The organism is Roseivirga misakiensis (assembly GCF_001747105.1).
Taxonomy (GTDB): Bacteria; Bacteroidota; Bacteroidia; order Cytophagales; family Cyclobacteriaceae; genus Roseivirga; species Roseivirga misakiensis.
The window spans coordinates 1,391,942-1,409,274 of record NZ_MDGQ01000005.1; the positions used below are offsets into that span (position 1 = coordinate 1,391,942).

Sequence of the window (17,333 nt, forward strand, 5' to 3'; positions counted from 1 at the left end):
AGTTTAGTTGCCTCCACGGCCACCGCCACGGCGACCACCGCGTTGTGATGCTCTTTCCTCTTTCCACTTTTCGTAAGCGGTCCATTGAGTTTCATTAAAAATTTCTTTTAGCTGCTTATCAGCTTTTTCTTGGAACTCCGCGATAGCTTCTCGCATACCTTCAAAACTTCCACTTGACCTCATTTCTTGAAGCTTTTCGTTTCTTTCCTTATTAGTCGCTAAAAGCACATCATAAGTCTTTTTATATTGCTCATCTGACAAGCCGAATTGCTCTTGGAAGTTCTCTGCTTGTGTTTTTGCAGCTTCTTCAGGGTCCAATCTCTGGCCTCTTTGTCCACGTTGGCCGCCTTGTCCTCTTTGTGCGTGTGCCGCAAGTCCAACGAAAAGCAGCATACTCATAAATAATAATGTCTTTCTCATGATTTCGTATTTACATGGCTTTTGACAAACAACTAGCCAGAAGGTTTAATTGATTTTAGAATTTGATGGATGGTAGCAATACATCACCGCCAATTATGAAATCTCTCCCGAACCGACAAGTTCATTTTCGGCATACCAAGCTACAAATTGTCCTGGCGCTATACCTTTTTGATAGTCTTTGAAAATAACGTAAAGACCATCTGGTTCCATATATAGTTCAGCAGGTTCTAACGGTTGTCTGTACCGAATTCTCGCCATATAGGAACGTGATTCTCCGATTTCCATCTTCAAGTCATCTCTAACCCAGTGGATTACCTCATTCGGAACAAATAAGCCACGCCTTAACAAACCCGGGTGCTCGTCGCCTTGGCCGGTATAGATAACATTGTTAGTCGTATCTTTTTCGATGACAAAGAGGGGCTCAGGAGTACCGCCTACCGCCAAGCCTTTTCGTTGACCAATGGTGAAATAATGAGCACCATTATGTTCGCCAACCAATTTACCGTCGGTTGGTTTGTATTCGTAAGGAGTAGAAAGGGCTACTAATTCATCTCTTTTCGTCCTAAATTCCTGATTTTGAAGCCGATGAAAAGGGTCAAAATTTGTGTCTTGAGTACCCAATTCTCTTATTTCGCCTTGTTTTGGGGCGAGTTGTTGTTGTAAAAAGTCAGGCAACCTGACCTTACCAATAAAACATAATCCTTGTGAATCTTTTTTCTCCGCAGTGATGAGATCAGCTTTTCGGGCAATTTCTCTTACTTCAGACTTTTGTAAATGTCCAATAGGGAAGAGGGCCTTAGCAAGTTGCTCTTGGTTTAATTGGCACAGAAAGTAGCTCTGATCTTTATTAGGATCAGCCCCAGCTAATAAGCGATGTACCGTTTTTCCGTTGTCCTCGATGGTATCTTTTTGGACATAATGGCCTGTAGCTACATAATCTGCTTTTAGCTTTAAAGCAGCCTTTAAGAAAATGTCAAATTTTACTTCGCGGTTGCAGAGGATATCTGGATTGGGTGTTCTGCCTTGTTCATATTCCTTAAACATATAATCGACGATGCGCTCTTTATACTGCGCACTCAAATCGATCACATGAAAGGGGATACCCAATTTTTCCGCTACGGCTAGTGCATCATTGCTATCTTCTACCCACGGGCATTCTTCTGAAATGATCACCGAGTCGTCAACCCAGTTACGCATAAACATAGCGATAACGTCATAACCTTGCTCTATGAGCAAGTGGGCTGTTACACTGGAATCTACTCCGCCAGAAAGTCCAACAACTACTCTTTTTTTCATGATTTTCTCCTAACTAGGATGGCTAACACCGTTTCTGCAAAAATAGTTGTATTGTTCTTAAAAACATTAATCACAAAGTTTAAGCGATATCGATCAGGCTAAAAATAAAAAGGCGATCCAAATCGAATCGCCTTTTCTTAGGTTGAGGTTGAAGAAGCTTTATTTCTTCTTGATGTCGATGGCCTTTTTGGACTTATCAACACCTGGTGTTCTATTCAAGAATTCATCGTAAAGTCTGATTTGACGAGAAGTCATCGGAACTTTATAACCATCTATAAATAGTTCAGTGATTTTAGTAGCTGTTTCAAATGGATCACCAGTTGCTACAAAAATATTAGCTTTTTTGCCCACTTCGATCGAGCCTACTTGATCTCCAATACCAAGGATTTCAGCTGCATTAATGGTTATCGCTTTAAGTGCCTCTTCACGGCCCATACCATAAGCAGCAGCAAAACCCGCATGATATGGTAGGTTTCTCACATTTTCAGCTTCCATCGTTCTTAGAGCAACTTTAACACCTGCTTTAGACATGATGCCAGGATTTGCATAAGCAGCATCATATGCGTCTGATTGACGTGTAGGAATTGCTTGAACTGGTCCAGTGATAACGGATAAACCTGATTCCGCAATTTTGTCTGCAACTCTCCAGCCCTCAGATACACCGGTCAGGATTACTTTTTTGTAACCGCGCTCTTTTACCCAATCAATAGTAGCAAGGATATCTTTAGCAGCATTCACCTCAATAAAAAGCATCATTTCGCCTTTAACTACTGGTACTAAGGCCTCAATTTCTGGGTATGACCTAACTTCATCCGAGTTTTCAATTTTCGCATAAAGTTCTGCTTTGTCCCAAGCTTCGTTTATTTGCTTTAGCGCTCTTTCTTGACGCTTTTTAATTTCAGCTTCAGAAAGTCTTCTAAACCTACGACCTCTGCCAGTTGAAGGAAAATTCATTACAATTCCTTTTGCACCAGCATACATTTGGTCAGGTGTATAACCAAATAGGTTGATAGCAGCAGCCGTACCAGCTAAAGCACCACCTCTTGGCATAGTCCAAACAGTTGTAACACCGCTAACTCTGGTCACTGGAATTGCGACAGAGTTGGGATTTACAGCTGTAAGTGCCTCCATTTGTGGAGTTAATGCACCAAATTCTCGCGTGTCGTTAGCCTCTGCAATGCTCCCGATTTCGGATAAACCTAAAGTCGTTCCGCCATCGATCATTCCTGGGTAAATTTCTCTTCCCTTACAATCGATTACTTCGGCATCATCTGGAATAGTAACATTAGCACCAACGGCTTCAATTACGCCTCCATTAATAACTATGGTGCCATTTTCAATAATACCATTAGTTACGGTAAAGATTTTAGCATTGGTTAGGGCAAACTTGCCATTGCGCGCTCTTAAGACCTGATCATCCTCCTGTGCTAAAGACAAAAGAGGAACGAAAGTCAACATAAAGAGTGCTGCGAATAATATTCTTAAATTTTTCATGTCCTACTTTATTTTTTATTGGAGAATAAATCTTCCATTGTCAGCAAAAAAGCATCTTCAAGACATCTGTGATCTTCATGTCGATCATAAATCATAACGTCTTCAATAGCTGCTTCTGGATTTATATATAATCTTACGTCTTTTCTATCTTCAGACTTGTCGAAATATTTTACACCATCTACAAATGTCATTAATGGAACAGCATAGACAGATAGTGGGTGACTATCGAAAATAGCGATGTCAGCATCTTTACCAACTTCAATAGATCCAACTCTATCATCAATGCCTAATTGTTTGGCAGGATTTAAAGTGATCATTGCAAGTGCTTGATCATCAGTTAAATCACCATATTTCTGCGTTTTAGCAGCTTCGTGAAACAAGTGTCTGATCAATTCTCCTGAATCAGAGTTGATTGAAGTATTAACACCAGCATTATGTAGAATGGCTGCGTTATAGGCAGTAGAGTAGTACACTTCTAACTTATAAGCCCACCAATCAGCAAAAACTGAAGCATTGGCTCCAAATGCTGCTAATTCAGGTGCTACTTTATAGGCTTCGTTGGCATGCTGAAAAGTAAGCTTAGGGATATTGAAATCACTAAACACTTTCAAAAGCATGTAAATTTCATCTGCTCTATAAGAGTGACAATGCACTAAGACATCGCCGTTCATAATGTCAACAAGAGTTTGTAGTCTAAGGTCATACTCAGGCGCTACTTTTCGAGCCGATTTGTTGGCTTTATAAGCGTCCCATTTCTTCTTGTATTCAACGGCTTGTGTAAATGAATTCCTCAACATGTTTTCAACTCCCATTCGACTTTGAGGTTGAATACCTCTAGCACGACCACCACGAGTTGGGTTTTCCCCTAAAGCAAATTTGATTGTTCTAGGAGCTCCTTCAAATCTTAGGTCATCTGGATTAGTAAAACCATACCGAAGTTTTAACGTCTCATTTTGTCCACCGATAACATTGGCAGATCCGTGCATCAAGTGAATACTAGTTACACCACCTGCAAGTGCTCTATAAATAGATACATCAAGTGGGTTGACTACATCCTCCATGCTTACTTCAGAAGTCACCTGGCTCGTACCTTCGTTAATGGCGCTACCAGCAATATGTGAATGCGCATCGATAATACCCGGCATTACAAATTTGCCAGTGGCATCTACCGTCTCAACTCCTCTAGGAGCACGAAGTCCTTTGCCTATTTTCGAAATCTTACCATTTCGAACGAGAACGTCAGTATTTTCTAACGCACCATTGGTAACAGTAAGAACTGTACCTCCTTTAATCAATAAATCTCCTTTTGGCACTTGGGCCAAAACAACTGTGCTAAACAGTGCGAAGACGATGGTTAATATATTTTTAATTTTCATGATTCTTGTCTTTAGCTTTATTACTTGCCGTCTTTATTAGCATTTATGTCAAGCTGAAAGCTCTGACCTGCGAAAGATGCGCTTGCCTTGCCTTCCATGGATTTCTCTTCAACTTTCCCTTCAACTACTAACTGAATAGCCTGTCCACCAGCATCGAGTTCAACATCAAATGTCAAGACGCCTTCTCTAAAGTTGATATTGTTCAAATCTGTGTCTGGAGTTCCATCTTCAAAAGTCATCACTCCCTCATATTTTTCACCTTGTTTAGTGAATTTAAGCTTACCGTTTTGCTCACCACCTGGAGTTATCAATGCGTATGACCATTCTCCAGCAATAGGGTCGCTGTTGTCTACAGTGGCTTGTGAAGGTTTTGCATCTTTTTCAGAGGCGTCTTTACTTTTCTTTTCTTTGACTACATAATCATGTCTGTCGCCATCAACAAACATCATTTTCACCTCTGAATTTTTTGAGAAGTAAGGTGCTGTTGTAACCAATACATTGGCCATTTTACCAGCCTCGACTGTTCCTGTAACGTTATCTATGCCGAGCATTGAAGCAGGGTTAGTAGTTAATGCCGCAAGTGCAGCATCTTCGCTAAGCCCGTTTTCAATCATTGTCATTAGGTTTTTCTTGATTTTGCTGTTAGATGTTCCTTTTGTAGAAAATCCAAACTTGATTCCAGCTTCCTGAAGCATACCAGCCTGAGAAACATACGTTTTATATGCCTCTGCTCTTTTCGCTTCTAGTGCCTTTACCTCATCAGTCTTATCATCATCTTTGTTTTCTTTTGGCGCATCAGGTAAATCCATTGAAAGGAAAATAGGAGTTCCAGTTTCCTTTAATTCATCCATAATGTCCCAAGCTTGCTCTACTCCAGCCACCATAAGTTTGAAACCTAGGTCGTTTTGTAGCCTCATGGCTCTGCGTACATCAAGCATGCTGCTCACATCGAACATCACTGCTTTGCTTTGATCTATGACAGGGTGGAAAGCTAAACTTACTCTGTCATTTACTGGGCGCGGGAGGCCAGAAGGGTTTTCAGCATATAAAGCTACGTGGTCTTTATGCTGAACAGCGTTTCTGTATAAGTTTCTCCATTTTGCCATGATACCTAGTATGTTGCCAGGATAAGCACCAGGAGCTCCGACAAACTGTGCATAGAGTGCAACATCTTTTGCAAGCACCAACTCATCCATATGCTCGGCATCTTTCAATAAAATGAGTGAACCAGATCCTGGTAGCATTCTTCCATACGGCGCGGTATGAGATATCGCGAATCCTATTTTTCGAATGTTTCCAATCGTATTGCTAGTCACGTCTAGTTGAGAAAGAACACTGTTCTCAGGCGTAATTCCAGCATAATCATTAGGTGGGTCTGGTGTGAAAAGGTTTTGAGGACGTGGTAAGTTCTCAGGTCGTTTAGCACCTGTATTCGCCAATCCATCAATGAAGGCTGGATAAACGAAAAGTCCAGCTGCATCAATTACTTCAGCATCTGAAGGTATAGTTTGGTTTTGGCCAACACCGACAATCAAACCATCCCTAATTACTACAGTAGCGTCTTTCAATTCACTACCCGGTTTTGTGATCACCGTGGCATTCGTAATTGCATAGGTTCTAGTAACCGCAGATTTTCCTGAAGGATCGCTCTGCGCAAGAGATGTATGCAACACTGTGAATGATAGTAGCAACACTAAGTGTAGACGTAACATTCGAAAGGATTTCATATTTATTATTTAGTTAAGATTAGTTGGTGCATAATATACTTCAAAGGCAGCTTGAATTCAAAGCCAAATATGAGAGTGGTTCCATATTGATTTTGGGGGTACGTTCCTTTCCGTTTAACATTCTCAAACTGATCATGATTGTGGCGTATTTTATCTTCGGATTGTTTAAAATCGCTGATTTAAGGCATAAAAAAAGGCTCCGAAGAGCCTTTTTACAAATGGTTTATATTGGATTACTTTGGATCCAGAATGTTGTTAATTCGATCTTTCAAATCTTCTAAGTGTAATCGGCTTGCACGATCTGAATATTTGGACATAGCTCCATTCACATCTCTGAGCAATGTTTTTAATTCAGCTTTAACTACCGGACGTATATCAGACTGAGCTATGCTTACCTGTCTGGCTTGGAACTGATTAGAATCGTTGTTCATCATAAACTCTAATCTTGCTACAAAAGCTCTTTGAAGGTTTCTTCTGTAGGTATCGATCACAGCCCCACTTGATAGTTCGCTAAACAAACCTTTACGCGTATCTCCAAAGAGTTGATAGATGGTATAAGTGTTTCTTCCTTTGAACGCTTCCGCTTCAATTAGTCTTTGCGCTCTTGTAGCATCTAAAAGACGGTTTAAGTAAGATACTTGAGTAGTTCTGATTCGATTTACCGCTCCATACCCTTCAAGTTTTCTTAATAGGTCTTCATCTAACAACCATTTCGGAGTAGCAAAAGCGTGCTTATGCATCCACTCCATGGCTTCAACTTGTCGTTTTTCTGGTACAACGTTATAGATAACTCCTTCTTGATCTGACGACTTAAAATCTTCCGTTACGCCGCCGATAGTCGTGACCACATGCCCAACAAACCTTCTCCATTGGCCGATCGATTCGTTATAAATCTCTCGCGTTTCAGTATAATCTTCCCCGTCGGTAGTTGTCCAATCCAATAGGTTTGGAATAACGCGCATTAGATTCATCATACCATAAGTACTAGCCAATACACTATTATCTCCTAAATCTTCTGTTTGCGACTCTGGGTTGTATCCATTGCTGCTTCCAAACCTATACATTCGGTCATCAGCTTTATCTAAAATCCATTGATCTAGCGTGCTTGATTCTTCTTCTGGGCTGTCAGCGCCAGGGATTACACGATATCCCCAATTGATTACATACTTATCGTAAGGACCTATTTTTCTAATAAATCGCTCTACACCGTCACCGGGCTGGGCAATGTAATTCACACGAGCATAATCCATAATAGTAGGGGCTACACCGTACTCTTGAGTGAAATCAGGGTCTCTCAGTGATTCAACTGGGTAAGCAGAACTTGCTTTCATGTTATGAGGAAGTCCTAAAGCATGTCCAATTTCGTGTGCAATTACGGCACGCATCATTTCCCCGATATCCTCTTCTGGTGTATCAAGGGTCCTAGCTTTCGGGTTTGCGCCACCTGTTTGAATCAAATACCAGTTTCTATAAGATCTTAAGTGATTATGATACCAGATAATGTCACTTTCAATGATTTCACCACTTCTTGGATCCGCTGTACTAGGGCCTGTAGCATTTCGCGTCATATTCGCGATGTATCTCACAGTAGAGTATCTTGTATCTTCTGGACTCCAATCTGGGTCTTCTTCTTTAGTCGGTGGGTCTTTTGCAATAATTGCATTTTTGAATCCAGCAGCTTCAAAGGCCACTTGCCAATCTTCTATACCTAGTTTGAACCACTTTTTAAATCTTTCTGGTGTTCCAGGGTCTAAATAGTAAACGATCGGCTTAACTGGCTCTACTAATTCTCCTCTAGCATAGGCAGCAGGGTCTTTCGGTTCCAATCTCCATCTTTTAAGGAATCTAACTTGGTCACCTTTTAGCTTTTCTGAACTATAGTTCACATTACCCAAAGTAAACCAACCCACACGCTGATCGGCTAGGCGAGGCATCATTGGGACTTCGGGTAATTTGATCATAGACTGCGCTACTTGCATAGAGATCAAACCTGCACTGGCATTTGAAGGTGGTCTGCCAGCATCATAAGTCATGACTTGTCTTACTTCGACATTCTCTGGAAATGATTTTACAGATTCAGTATAGCTTTTTTCAGCATCAAGTCTACGTACTTGAAACTGGGTTCTAAAACGACCAGACATGGCGCTGATTGATCTTGTGTCTGCCGTAAAGAATCTCGTAACATCCACTAAATAGGCCGCAGAATCTTCTGGTTGGCCCATCACCTTGAATGATCCAATAATAGGGGCGAAGTTGTTATTTACCACAGATTTATAGATTGCATCGGTACTGTCAGCAACATTGTTGAATGACATTTTTTTGAGGTAAACCGTGCCATCTCTTTCTTCCCAACGTACTACTTGCTCTATCATTTTAGAACCTGAAGCAACAAATCCACCTCCGAAATTCTCAGGGGCTGAAACCAGTCTGGTCACCCAGAGCATATCTTTTCCAAGTTCGCTCTTTGGAATTTCGTACATGATTTTGCCATCCTTAGTATAGGCCGTAAAAAGGCCTTCATCGGCTTTCATACCTTTTACCAGTGAGGCGTATGTTTTTTCTTTCTTTTTCGGAGGAGCTGGCTTTTCGGTCGCCGGAGCTGCATCAGCCTTTTGATTTCGTTTCTTTCGTTGCGCTAAACCATCATGGCCGAGCGTTAACAGAAAGGCACTCGCTAAGAAAAGGCTAGCGGTTCTCTTCAGGTTATGTTTTTTTATCATTAGACTATATTTCATTTGTTTTAAGGAAACACATTCACTTGAAATCAGAAAAGACTATTCCCAAAGTGGGTAATTGATTATGTTAGTGGTCGAAAATCAAGGAAAAGGTTGTGAATAGATACTTGGAGATTATAGAAAGTGCCTATCAGGGATATGCCAACTACCTTTGGCAAGAGATCACTTTTCAGTATGACTATAAGCCATGGTGGCAAAATTATTTCTGGGCATTAATCACGGTTTCGTTGATCTTTTTGGCTTGGGAATGGTTGAGGCCTTGGCGTAAAGATCAACCTCGGTTTAGAAAGGACTTTTGGCTGGATGCCTTCTATATGTTCTTTAATTTTTTCCTTTTCTCCCTGATCATCTTTAATGCACTTTCGGAGGTTGTAGTTGATGCTTTTTCAAACCTTCTAGGACAATTTGGCTTGACGAATCTAGTGGCCATAGAAATTGGATCATGGACTATTTTTGCCCAACTGTTTACCCTGTTTATAATTAGAGATTTTATTCAGTGGTGGACCCATAGGTTACTACATGCCGTACCGTTTCTTTGGCGGTTTCACAAAGTGCATCACTCTGTAGAACAAATGGGTTTTGCAGCACATTTGAGGTATCATTGGATGGAAACTATCGTTTATCGAACAATCGAATATATACCACTAGCTATGATCGGTTTTGGGATAGACGACTTCTTTTTCGTGCATATGTTTACATTGGCTGTTGGTCACTGGAACCACGCGAATATTAAAGTGAATTTGGGGCCTTTGAAATACATTTTTAATAACCCCAATATGCATATGTGGCACCATGCACATGACTTACCAAAAGAACGCCGAACAGGTGTGAATTTTGGGCTAACCTTGAGTGTATGGGACTATCTGTTTGGGACAGCTTACATTCCGTCTAGTGGTAAATCCATTAAGCTAGGGTTTCCCGGAGTAACTAAGTTTCCGAAGAACTTCTGGGGACAGATTTCTCATGGGTTTGGCAAAAAAGGCCAATGATAGATTTCTGGCTATCTTTAGAAATACTTAATTCAGAATCATGAGAAATTTTTTTGCATTAGCGCTTCGTCTCACAATTTCAACATCACTTTTTGCTCAAGAGGCAAAACCTGAAGATGTCAAATCTGCCGACGCTATTTTAACCGCTTTGTACGACGTAATATCTGGTCCCGCAGGCGAAAAACGTGATTGGGATAGAATGAAAAGCCTGTTTATTCCTGAAGGTAGATTGATGCCAACAGGGAAAGGACAAAATGGTGTCAGTTACAGAGTCTGGACAGTTCAAGAATATATCGATCAAGCAGGGGCGAGTCTTGAAAAGAATGGTTTTTTTGAAGTTGAAGTGAGTCGAAAAATCGAGTCATATGGTACGATTTCTCATGTTTTCAGTACTTATGAGTCTAGAAGAACGCTAGAAGATAAAGAACCTTTTGCGCGAGGGATCAATAGTATACAGCTTTTGAATGACGGTGATCGCTGGTGGATCGTTAGCGTTTTCTGGATGGGAGAGACACCAGAATTTCAATTGCCCAAGAAGTACCTCAAAAAGGTAAAGAAGAAAAGAGGAGCTTAGTCGTAAACCTCATTAATCACGCCTGCTAGGCGAACGCCAGCTTGAAGAATTCTTTGTTTAACTAAATCGAAGTTATCATAAGAGTAACGGTAGCTCAACCTACCGTTTTCCGGAATGGTATATACCTGATCTCGATAGGACATCGACTCCATGGCCCAATCCCGTACCGAGGCACTTTGCCATGTTGTTACCTCGTCCTTAGTCGGGTGGTTTACCCAGTCGGCCAATTCCGTATAACTGAACTGCTTGCTATCAATCATGCGGGTATCCCACACGCTATGAAGATTAGTATCATTACCAAACCATTGTACTTTCACGTCATTGCCTCCACGATCTTCACCGTTTCCAACATGAAGTGGTTGATGAATATCACCGACTAAATGCACTAAATACTTAAGGTTTTGAGCTTCAGCAGCCAGAGATAGTGTATCAGACTTCAGTTCAGCAATGATTTTCTCGATCGCCCAAATTACATCACCACCTTTTTGTTTTGGAGCAGTTTCGTAAGTCATACCGTCAGGAATGGTGCAATAATGCCATGTGTTGGCATACCGATATGCATTGTCGGATCTTATCTCGTCCATCCATGTGCTTACTTCGGCTAAAGTTTCATTTCCCAGCACTCTTCTTACATTTTTGGATGCCCTTTTTGAAAGCATACCATCAGCAATATGGCCTACAGTTCTATGTCCAATTTGTCCCCAATAAGCTTCCTTCGGAGCTACATTATTACCAAGGAAGAACAATGCGATGAATAGACTTAGGTATTTCATATTGCTTGATTTTCTTCCTGCAAGCTTACTAAAAAGAGATTAGTTTCTGATTACCTTTTGTTTAAATATCTGTGATCACTTTCGCCAGTGGTAAAATCAGATGGTAAAATCTTGAATCGATTGTTTATTTTGCCCTCAAATCTTCAATCATGAAAAAGTTAGTCTTAACAACCATTGTTTTATTTCTTCTTATAAATCTGTCATTCGCTCAGAAAACAGCGTTTACAGTAGAAGATGCCATTAGAGTCAAGTCTTTAGGAAGCCAAACGCTCAGTAACGATGGTACCTTGCTAGCAGGAATTATTTCCGATGGTAAAGCACGTTTCGGTACGGATCATTTTAGGTTTAGAGATCCGAGTTATCTCAACTTGCGGGCGGGGAGATTAGTGATTATAAACACAAACTCGGGAGCAAAAAACGAGGTATTCAAAGAAGATGTTCGAGTAACTAGTTTGACTTGGGATGAAGATGGAAAAAACCTATTTTTTCTTCAACAGCAAGAGGACAAATTGGTCTTAGCTTATTATGAAGTTAAAAGTAAGAGAACCAAATACGTAAAAGTTAAAGATTCTAGAATACTTACGTCAAATTCTGGTATTAACGTTATGCCAAATGGTTCAGATATAGTGCTCGCTGTAAGAAAGGTCGGTTGGTTTGAAAAAGCGATGGCTGAATATAAAGAGGCTACTGAGGGACCAATTGTAGTGTATGATGGCAACGATGATTTTTTGAAATGGGATCGAATTGGACTTACAGGAAGCCTGACTGAAATCGTAAAGATTAATGTCAAATCTGGAAATGTTGAGGATCTATTGCCTGAGTCTAGCTATGGCGGAATAAGCATTAGCAGAGAAGGTAAGTTTCTGTCTTATCCTGAAAACTTCAGAACTAAGACTAGTTATAAAAGAAACGATGGCACCGAGTACAAATTGAGTTTTCTAAAGCTAACTGAAAAGGATGCAGCGCCTGAAGTCATTTATGGAAAAAGCGATAAAAGGCGACGTTTTTGGTGGGACGAAGACGAAAGAAACTTCGCTTGGGTAGATTCTGGAAATGTTTATGTCGATAAACTGAGCACCTTTGGTACTATTGAACCGCTAAATATTACTAAAGGAAAGGCATTTGAAGATGAGAAAAAGGAAAAACCTGTGAAATTCTCGGTGGTTCGGTGGAATCCAAGCGGCAATAAACTTCTGCTCAGTTCAAAGAAAGGGTGGTGGACGATTAATTCGAACGGAAAAAACCTGAAGATGATATATGAACTTCCACAAACTGACGAGGAGAAAAAGGTAGCCCCCAACCGAAATGTTGTGAAGTGGTCGAATAATGGAAAGTATCTATATGTATCATATTCTGAAAAAGACAGGTGGCAGAGGGGAATCCAACGTTTCAACATTGATAGTGGTAAGTTTGAAAGTTTAGTCGTCAATGAGAACCTTTATAGTAGTTGGAGGTTTGCCAGAGATTCCGATAAAGTGGTGTACAGTAAATCAGACGGTGACAGACCGAATAATGTATTTACAAATACGCTTGATTTTAAATCGGAGACGCAGTTAACGGACCTAAATCCTTGGGTTGCCGATAAGAAATGGACATACTCTGAGCTTATTTCCTACAGAGACGCCGATGGGGAGGAGTTGAAGGGAATACTCTATTATCCAGTGGATTATGACCCAAATAAAAAGTACCCCTTAGTACTTGAAGTTTACGAAACGTTCTTTAATAACGGCTATCGTTCCTCCATGAATCTTTTGGCCAATCAAGGCTATTTTGGCTTAAGACCGTCCGTTGATTTGGAACAAGGTTATCCAGGAGAAGCATGGTTAAAAGGTGCTACCTCAGCGATCAACTTACTGGTAGAAAATGGTCAAGTAGACAATGATAAAGTGGGTATACAAGGTACGAGTTATGGAGGTTATGCCTCCTCTTTAATCATTACACAAACCGATCGTTTTGCGGCGGCCATTAATATTTCAGGCAAGGTGAATATCATTAGCTTTTTAGGCGATAGCCCAAAGATTGGTACACGAAATTATGCGGCTGCAGAAGTTGGTCAGGATAGGATAGGAGGCTCATTTTGGGACGAACCATTGAAGTACTTCCAGACATCAGCAGTCTTTTTTGCCGATCGTGTGAAAACACCACACCTCTTAATATCAGGAGAAGGCGATTGGAATGTGCCTGGCACTAATTCAAGAGAAATGTACTATGCACTTAGAAGGCTAGGAAAAGACGTTACTTGGGTCAACTACATGAAAGGTGGTCATGGTGCGGGCTGGGCAAGTACAGAAAGTGACTATTACGATCAGTGGGAGAGAATTTTTAATTACTACGACAAGTACTTCTTCCCTAAAGAAGAAAAGAAGTAGATATTAATTTAAGTCTTTCGTCATGTAGTAAAAGTCTTTTTCTAAGTCTCGGATCATTCGTTTGGTACTATTTCGCATCAAGATATAGGGTACACCTAACATGAATAGACCATGTAGAATGAGAAAGGGGAACATAAATCTATTTTCATTTGAATCATCACCGCTAAATGGAAAGCTAACGAGCAAGACTAGGTAAAATAGAATTATCAAAATACCATAACCGATAAACATACTCCTAAAGGAGCTTATTTCTGCTTCTATGACTAAATGATCGTTTTTTTCAAAGAATTTACCCGTCGCAACGGCTAGATCTAAGTTGCCGTCAAAGAATCTCCTTCGTTTCTTTATTTTAAAATTATTGTCATTAATGCGCCCCACATAATCATTTTTACTTGCCTTGAAAATGTCAAAAGGACCTGCGTTTAAGCTAGTACTACCAGGGTCTACTGAAGCTTTGAAAGCCTTTAGAAATTCACTCTTACTAACTTTTAATTCGGTTCTAAAATTCTGCGCTAGTTTAAGCTTTATTAAGAATTCGTTCATAAATCAAAACATAAGTGCTTTCGAATTTCAGTTCATTAAATTAAGTCTATCGGTTTGTCTTAACAAATACTATCGGAAAGCGATTGAGCCAAATATTTGATTAAGAATACATCAATAACACGTCAACCCTTTGATAACAAACGTTTTCAAAGGGTTGGATGGCTGGAGTTATTAAAAATTTGAGATATTAAGGACTTGAACCTTCAATCCAACCCATGATTTTCAAATCTAAGCCTTCATTCAAATCACTATTAATCCTTTTCACTGCTATCATTTTTCTTGGGTGCCAAGCCACCAAGGACCAGGAGGATGATACCGTTGATATTTCTAAATCAGAAATTCGTCAAACCGCTGAGGGCTACCAGCTTTTCGTAAACGATGAGCCGTTTTACATTCAAGGAGCAGGACTAGAGTTTGGAAGCATCCCAAAGCTTGCTGCACATGGTGCCAATTCATTTAGGACTTGGAGAACCGACAATGGTCAGCGATCTGGCAAAGAGGTATTGGATGATGCGTTGAAATACGGCCTAAAAGTGACCATGGGTATTGATGTAGGGCGAGAACGATTGGGCTTTGATTATGATGATGAGGCTGCAGTGAAAGCACAGCTCGAACGAATTCGAGGTGAAGTAATGGAACTAAAAGATCATCCTGCCCTAATTATTTGGGGCATTGGAAATGAATTAAATCATCACTCCGAAAACCCTAAGGTATGGGATGCTGTGAACGAGATTTCGAAAATGATTCATGAGGTTGACCCTAATCATTTGACCACTACTTCACTAGCTGGTATGAATAAAGAATATGTCGACTTGATTAAGGAAAGGGCTCCAGACTTAGATGTTTTGAGCGTTCAGATGTACGCCGAGGTGGAGATTTTACCTGAGCAAATAAAGAAATCAGGATGGGAAGGGCCAATGATGGTTACGGAATGGGGTGCCACTGGTTATTGGGAAGTTGGTAATACTGAGTGGGGTGCACCACTAGAGAATAATAGCTCGGTGAAAGCCGATTTTTACCGCAGTCGTTTTAGAAAAGCTATTGAGTCGCAAAAGAAACAAGTAATTGGGTCATATGTATTCCTATGGGGGCAAAAACAGGAGAGAACGCCAACGTGGTTTGGAATGTTTATGCCTGATGGTCGGGAAACAGAGTCAATCGATGCCATGCACTATATTTGGAATGGAGAATGGCCAGACAATCGTACACCTCGAATCAATGATTTCAAATTGGAATCGCAAGTAGCCGAAAACAATATTAAGTTAAAATCAGGCAAATCGTATCAAGCTATGGTCGATGTGGTTGATCCTGATGGAGATCCATTGACCTATCGCTGGGAAATCATGAAGGAAAGTACTACAAATGCCACTGGTGGCGATGCGGAAGAAGTTCCTGAAGTTATTGAGGGCTTAATCAAAAGTGAGCCTGGTTCTGATGTTACTTTCTCTGCGCCAATGGAAGAAGGGGCTTACAGGTTATTTATCTATGTGGATGATAACAATGAGCATACTGCACATGCAAACATTCCATTTTTCGTCAATAAATAGCCTTAACAAGACTATTTTAGGTCAGTCCACCAATCTTCGGTAGGCTCTTGGCCAAAAGTGACTACTTCACCCAACTTTGGTGTGCTTATTTGGGTGCCTTTTTCGTTTGCTGAGTTAACAAAGCGTTCAATAGGGTCTTTCCATGTATGCAGTGCTAAGGGGAAACCCGCCCAATGAACTGGTATAGCCGTTTTTACTCCTGAGTCAATAGCCGATTCTACAGTTTCTTCAGGGAACATATGAATTGGGTGCCAGAGCTTATTGTACTGGCCACATTCCATAAAGCCCCAATCAAATGGCCCTAACTTTTCACCAACTTCTTTGAAGTGTTCATCGTAACCGCTATCTCCGCTCCAATAGATGTTATGCGTTTGAGTAGTGAAAACCCAACCTCCCCAAAGGCTTTTTGCCCTATCGGTGAGTCCTCGGCCTGAAAAATGTCTGCTTGGCGTACATGTTATCTTAATTCCATCAAACTCCTTGTTGTCCCACCAATCAAATTCCGTAATCTGATTACTTGAAATTCCCCAAGCTTCTAGGTGTCTTGAAACACCGAGGGCAACATACCATTGGGTGACTTTAGACTTAAGCTTTTTAATGCTAGCATAATCTAAATGATCGTAATGGTCGTGTGTCATTAAGACCATATCAATAGGAGGTAAGCTGTCGATAAGTTTGAGCGTATCGTCGCTAAAGCGTTTCACCGCAAAAGGGGCAATTGGTGCTGCATTTGGCCCAAACATAGGATCGATGAGCAAATTCTTGCCGTTTAGCTGCAAGAGTAAAACAGAGTGACCATACCAAATAAATTTCGGTTTGCTTAGGTCTTTATTCCAGTTATCTGGATCAAATGGAAGAACAGGAAGAGGTTTTTCAGGGCTTCTTAACTTTCTACCCGTAAACTGTTGTTTTAAAAGCCCTGGCAGCGTCTTTAGATTAATATCCATGACCGTTTCCGATTGGTTTTCAAAGGTTTTGCCTTTCCATTGTGTGGATTTTGAATAATGGGTGGCCAATTCTTTGTTGATTTTTCCACCAAATTGTGGGTGGAAATTGATAAAGATAATGATGGCAGTAATGATGAATAATACAGCTAAAAGTACGTATAAGAGCATAGTCTAAAGAACACCTGATAGTGGTGCTATTGTTTTGGGGTCATCATAAAATAGTCAGCTATTCTGCAGGTCTGATTTTCGATAATTCGTTAAATAACGCTGTAAAACCCCACTTCAGTAGCTTGTGAAAACCTACAATTAGTCCGATAAGAATTATCCCTATGAATATGTCATAGTTCAGGCTATTGACTTGCCCTTCCATAAGATAATTATACTTTTCCTCGAAGGTCAGGCCTTCTAACGCGGCTAATTCAGACCTGTCGGTATTGTACATAAAGTTACCGGTAAGAAGCCCGGCCACAAATATGGACAGTATGCTTGGTAGGTAAGCAACCAGTTTGTCTTTCATCCCAAAGTATCTCAATCGTTTTTACT

At 40.6% G+C, this 17,333-nt stretch carries 14 protein-coding genes; 4 read left to right on the top strand and 10 right to left on the bottom strand.

Features of this window, described 5'->3' with window-relative positions:
* Nucleotides 1-3 precede the first annotated feature (3 nt).
* From BFP71_RS13730 to BFP71_RS13755, 6 genes are all read right to left on the bottom strand, one after another.
* The gene (locus tag BFP71_RS13730; protein ID WP_141719764.1) at nucleotides 4-420 is read right to left on the bottom strand and encodes a hypothetical protein; all 417 of its coding nucleotides are present in this window, start codon (nucleotides 418-420) and stop codon (nucleotides 4-6) included.
* A 93-nt stretch (nucleotides 421-513) separates the two neighbouring features.
* Nucleotides 514-1,716, bottom strand: coding sequence for a tRNA 2-thiouridine(34) synthase MnmA (mnmA, locus tag BFP71_RS13735; protein ID WP_069836028.1), 1,203 nt, complete (start codon nucleotides 1,714-1,716; stop codon nucleotides 514-516).
* A gap of 159 nt (nucleotides 1,717-1,875) precedes the next feature.
* On the bottom strand, nucleotides 1,876-3,210 hold the full coding sequence (locus BFP71_RS13740; protein WP_069836029.1) for an amidohydrolase family protein: 1,335 nt from the start codon (nucleotides 3,208-3,210) through the stop codon (nucleotides 1,876-1,878).
* A gap of 8 nt (nucleotides 3,211-3,218) precedes the next feature.
* Nucleotides 3,219-4,586 (bottom strand): amidohydrolase, encoded by a 1,368-nt coding sequence (locus BFP71_RS13745; RefSeq protein ID WP_069836030.1) that lies wholly within the window; start codon nucleotides 4,584-4,586, stop codon nucleotides 3,219-3,221.
* A gap of 20 nt (nucleotides 4,587-4,606) precedes the next feature.
* Complete coding sequence (locus BFP71_RS13750; protein WP_176723369.1) at nucleotides 4,607-6,298, bottom strand: amidohydrolase family protein; 1,692 nt, start codon at nucleotides 6,296-6,298, stop codon at nucleotides 4,607-4,609.
* A 248-nt stretch (nucleotides 6,299-6,546) separates the two neighbouring features.
* Nucleotides 6,547-9,033 (bottom strand): zinc-dependent metalloprotease, encoded by a 2,487-nt coding sequence (locus BFP71_RS13755; RefSeq protein WP_069837082.1) that lies wholly within the window; start codon nucleotides 9,031-9,033, stop codon nucleotides 6,547-6,549.
* Nucleotides 9,034-9,143: 110 nt separating this feature from the next.
* On the opposite strand from BFP71_RS13755, the gene BFP71_RS13760 reads away from it, so the two are divergent.
* Together BFP71_RS13760 and BFP71_RS13765 are read left to right on the top strand one after the other, a co-directional pair.
* Nucleotides 9,144-10,037: a sterol desaturase family protein gene (locus BFP71_RS13760; RefSeq protein WP_069836032.1), complete on the top strand. Its 894-nt coding sequence runs from the start codon at nucleotides 9,144-9,146 to the stop codon at nucleotides 10,035-10,037.
* A 40-nt stretch (nucleotides 10,038-10,077) separates the two neighbouring features.
* On the top strand, nucleotides 10,078-10,611 hold the full coding sequence (locus BFP71_RS13765) for a hypothetical protein (protein ID WP_069836033.1): 534 nt from the start codon (nucleotides 10,078-10,080) through the stop codon (nucleotides 10,609-10,611).
* On the opposite strand, the gene BFP71_RS13770 is transcribed toward BFP71_RS13765, so the two are convergent.
* A complete protein-coding gene (locus BFP71_RS13770) occupies nucleotides 10,608-11,384 on the bottom strand; it encodes a S1/P1 nuclease (RefSeq protein WP_069836034.1) in 777 nt (258 codons plus the stop codon). The genes BFP71_RS13765 and BFP71_RS13770 overlap by 4 nt on opposite strands.
* Nucleotides 11,385-11,533: 149 nt before the next feature.
* Here BFP71_RS13770 and BFP71_RS13775 point away from each other — a divergent pair, with 149 nt between their 5' ends.
* Complete coding sequence (locus tag BFP71_RS13775; RefSeq protein WP_069836035.1) at nucleotides 11,534-13,753, top strand: alpha/beta hydrolase family protein; 2,220 nt, start codon at nucleotides 11,534-11,536, stop codon at nucleotides 13,751-13,753.
* 3 nt (nucleotides 13,754-13,756) lie between these two features.
* Here BFP71_RS13775 and BFP71_RS13780 read toward each other — a convergent pair whose 3' ends face one another.
* Nucleotides 13,757-14,296 carry a hypothetical protein gene (locus tag BFP71_RS13780; RefSeq protein ID WP_069836036.1) on the bottom strand — a complete coding sequence of 180 codons (540 nt, stop codon included), beginning with the start codon at nucleotides 14,294-14,296 and terminating at the stop codon, nucleotides 13,757-13,759.
* 215 nt (nucleotides 14,297-14,511) lie between these two features.
* Between BFP71_RS13780 and BFP71_RS13785 the strand changes: the two genes are divergently transcribed.
* A complete protein-coding gene (locus BFP71_RS13785; protein WP_069836037.1) occupies nucleotides 14,512-15,843 on the top strand; it encodes a glycoside hydrolase family 2 TIM barrel-domain containing protein in 1,332 nt (443 codons plus the stop codon).
* Nucleotides 15,844-15,854: 11 nt separating this feature from the next.
* On the opposite strand, the gene BFP71_RS13790 is transcribed toward BFP71_RS13785, so the two are convergent.
* Both BFP71_RS13790 and BFP71_RS13795 read right to left on the bottom strand, forming a co-directional pair.
* Nucleotides 15,855-16,958, bottom strand: coding sequence for an MBL fold metallo-hydrolase (locus BFP71_RS13790; RefSeq protein WP_069836038.1), 1,104 nt, complete (start codon nucleotides 16,956-16,958; stop codon nucleotides 15,855-15,857).
* 58 nt (nucleotides 16,959-17,016) lie between these two features.
* Nucleotides 17,017-17,307, bottom strand: coding sequence for a hypothetical protein (locus BFP71_RS13795; RefSeq protein WP_069836039.1), 291 nt, complete (start codon nucleotides 17,305-17,307; stop codon nucleotides 17,017-17,019).
* Nucleotides 17,308-17,333: the final 26 nt, after the last annotated feature.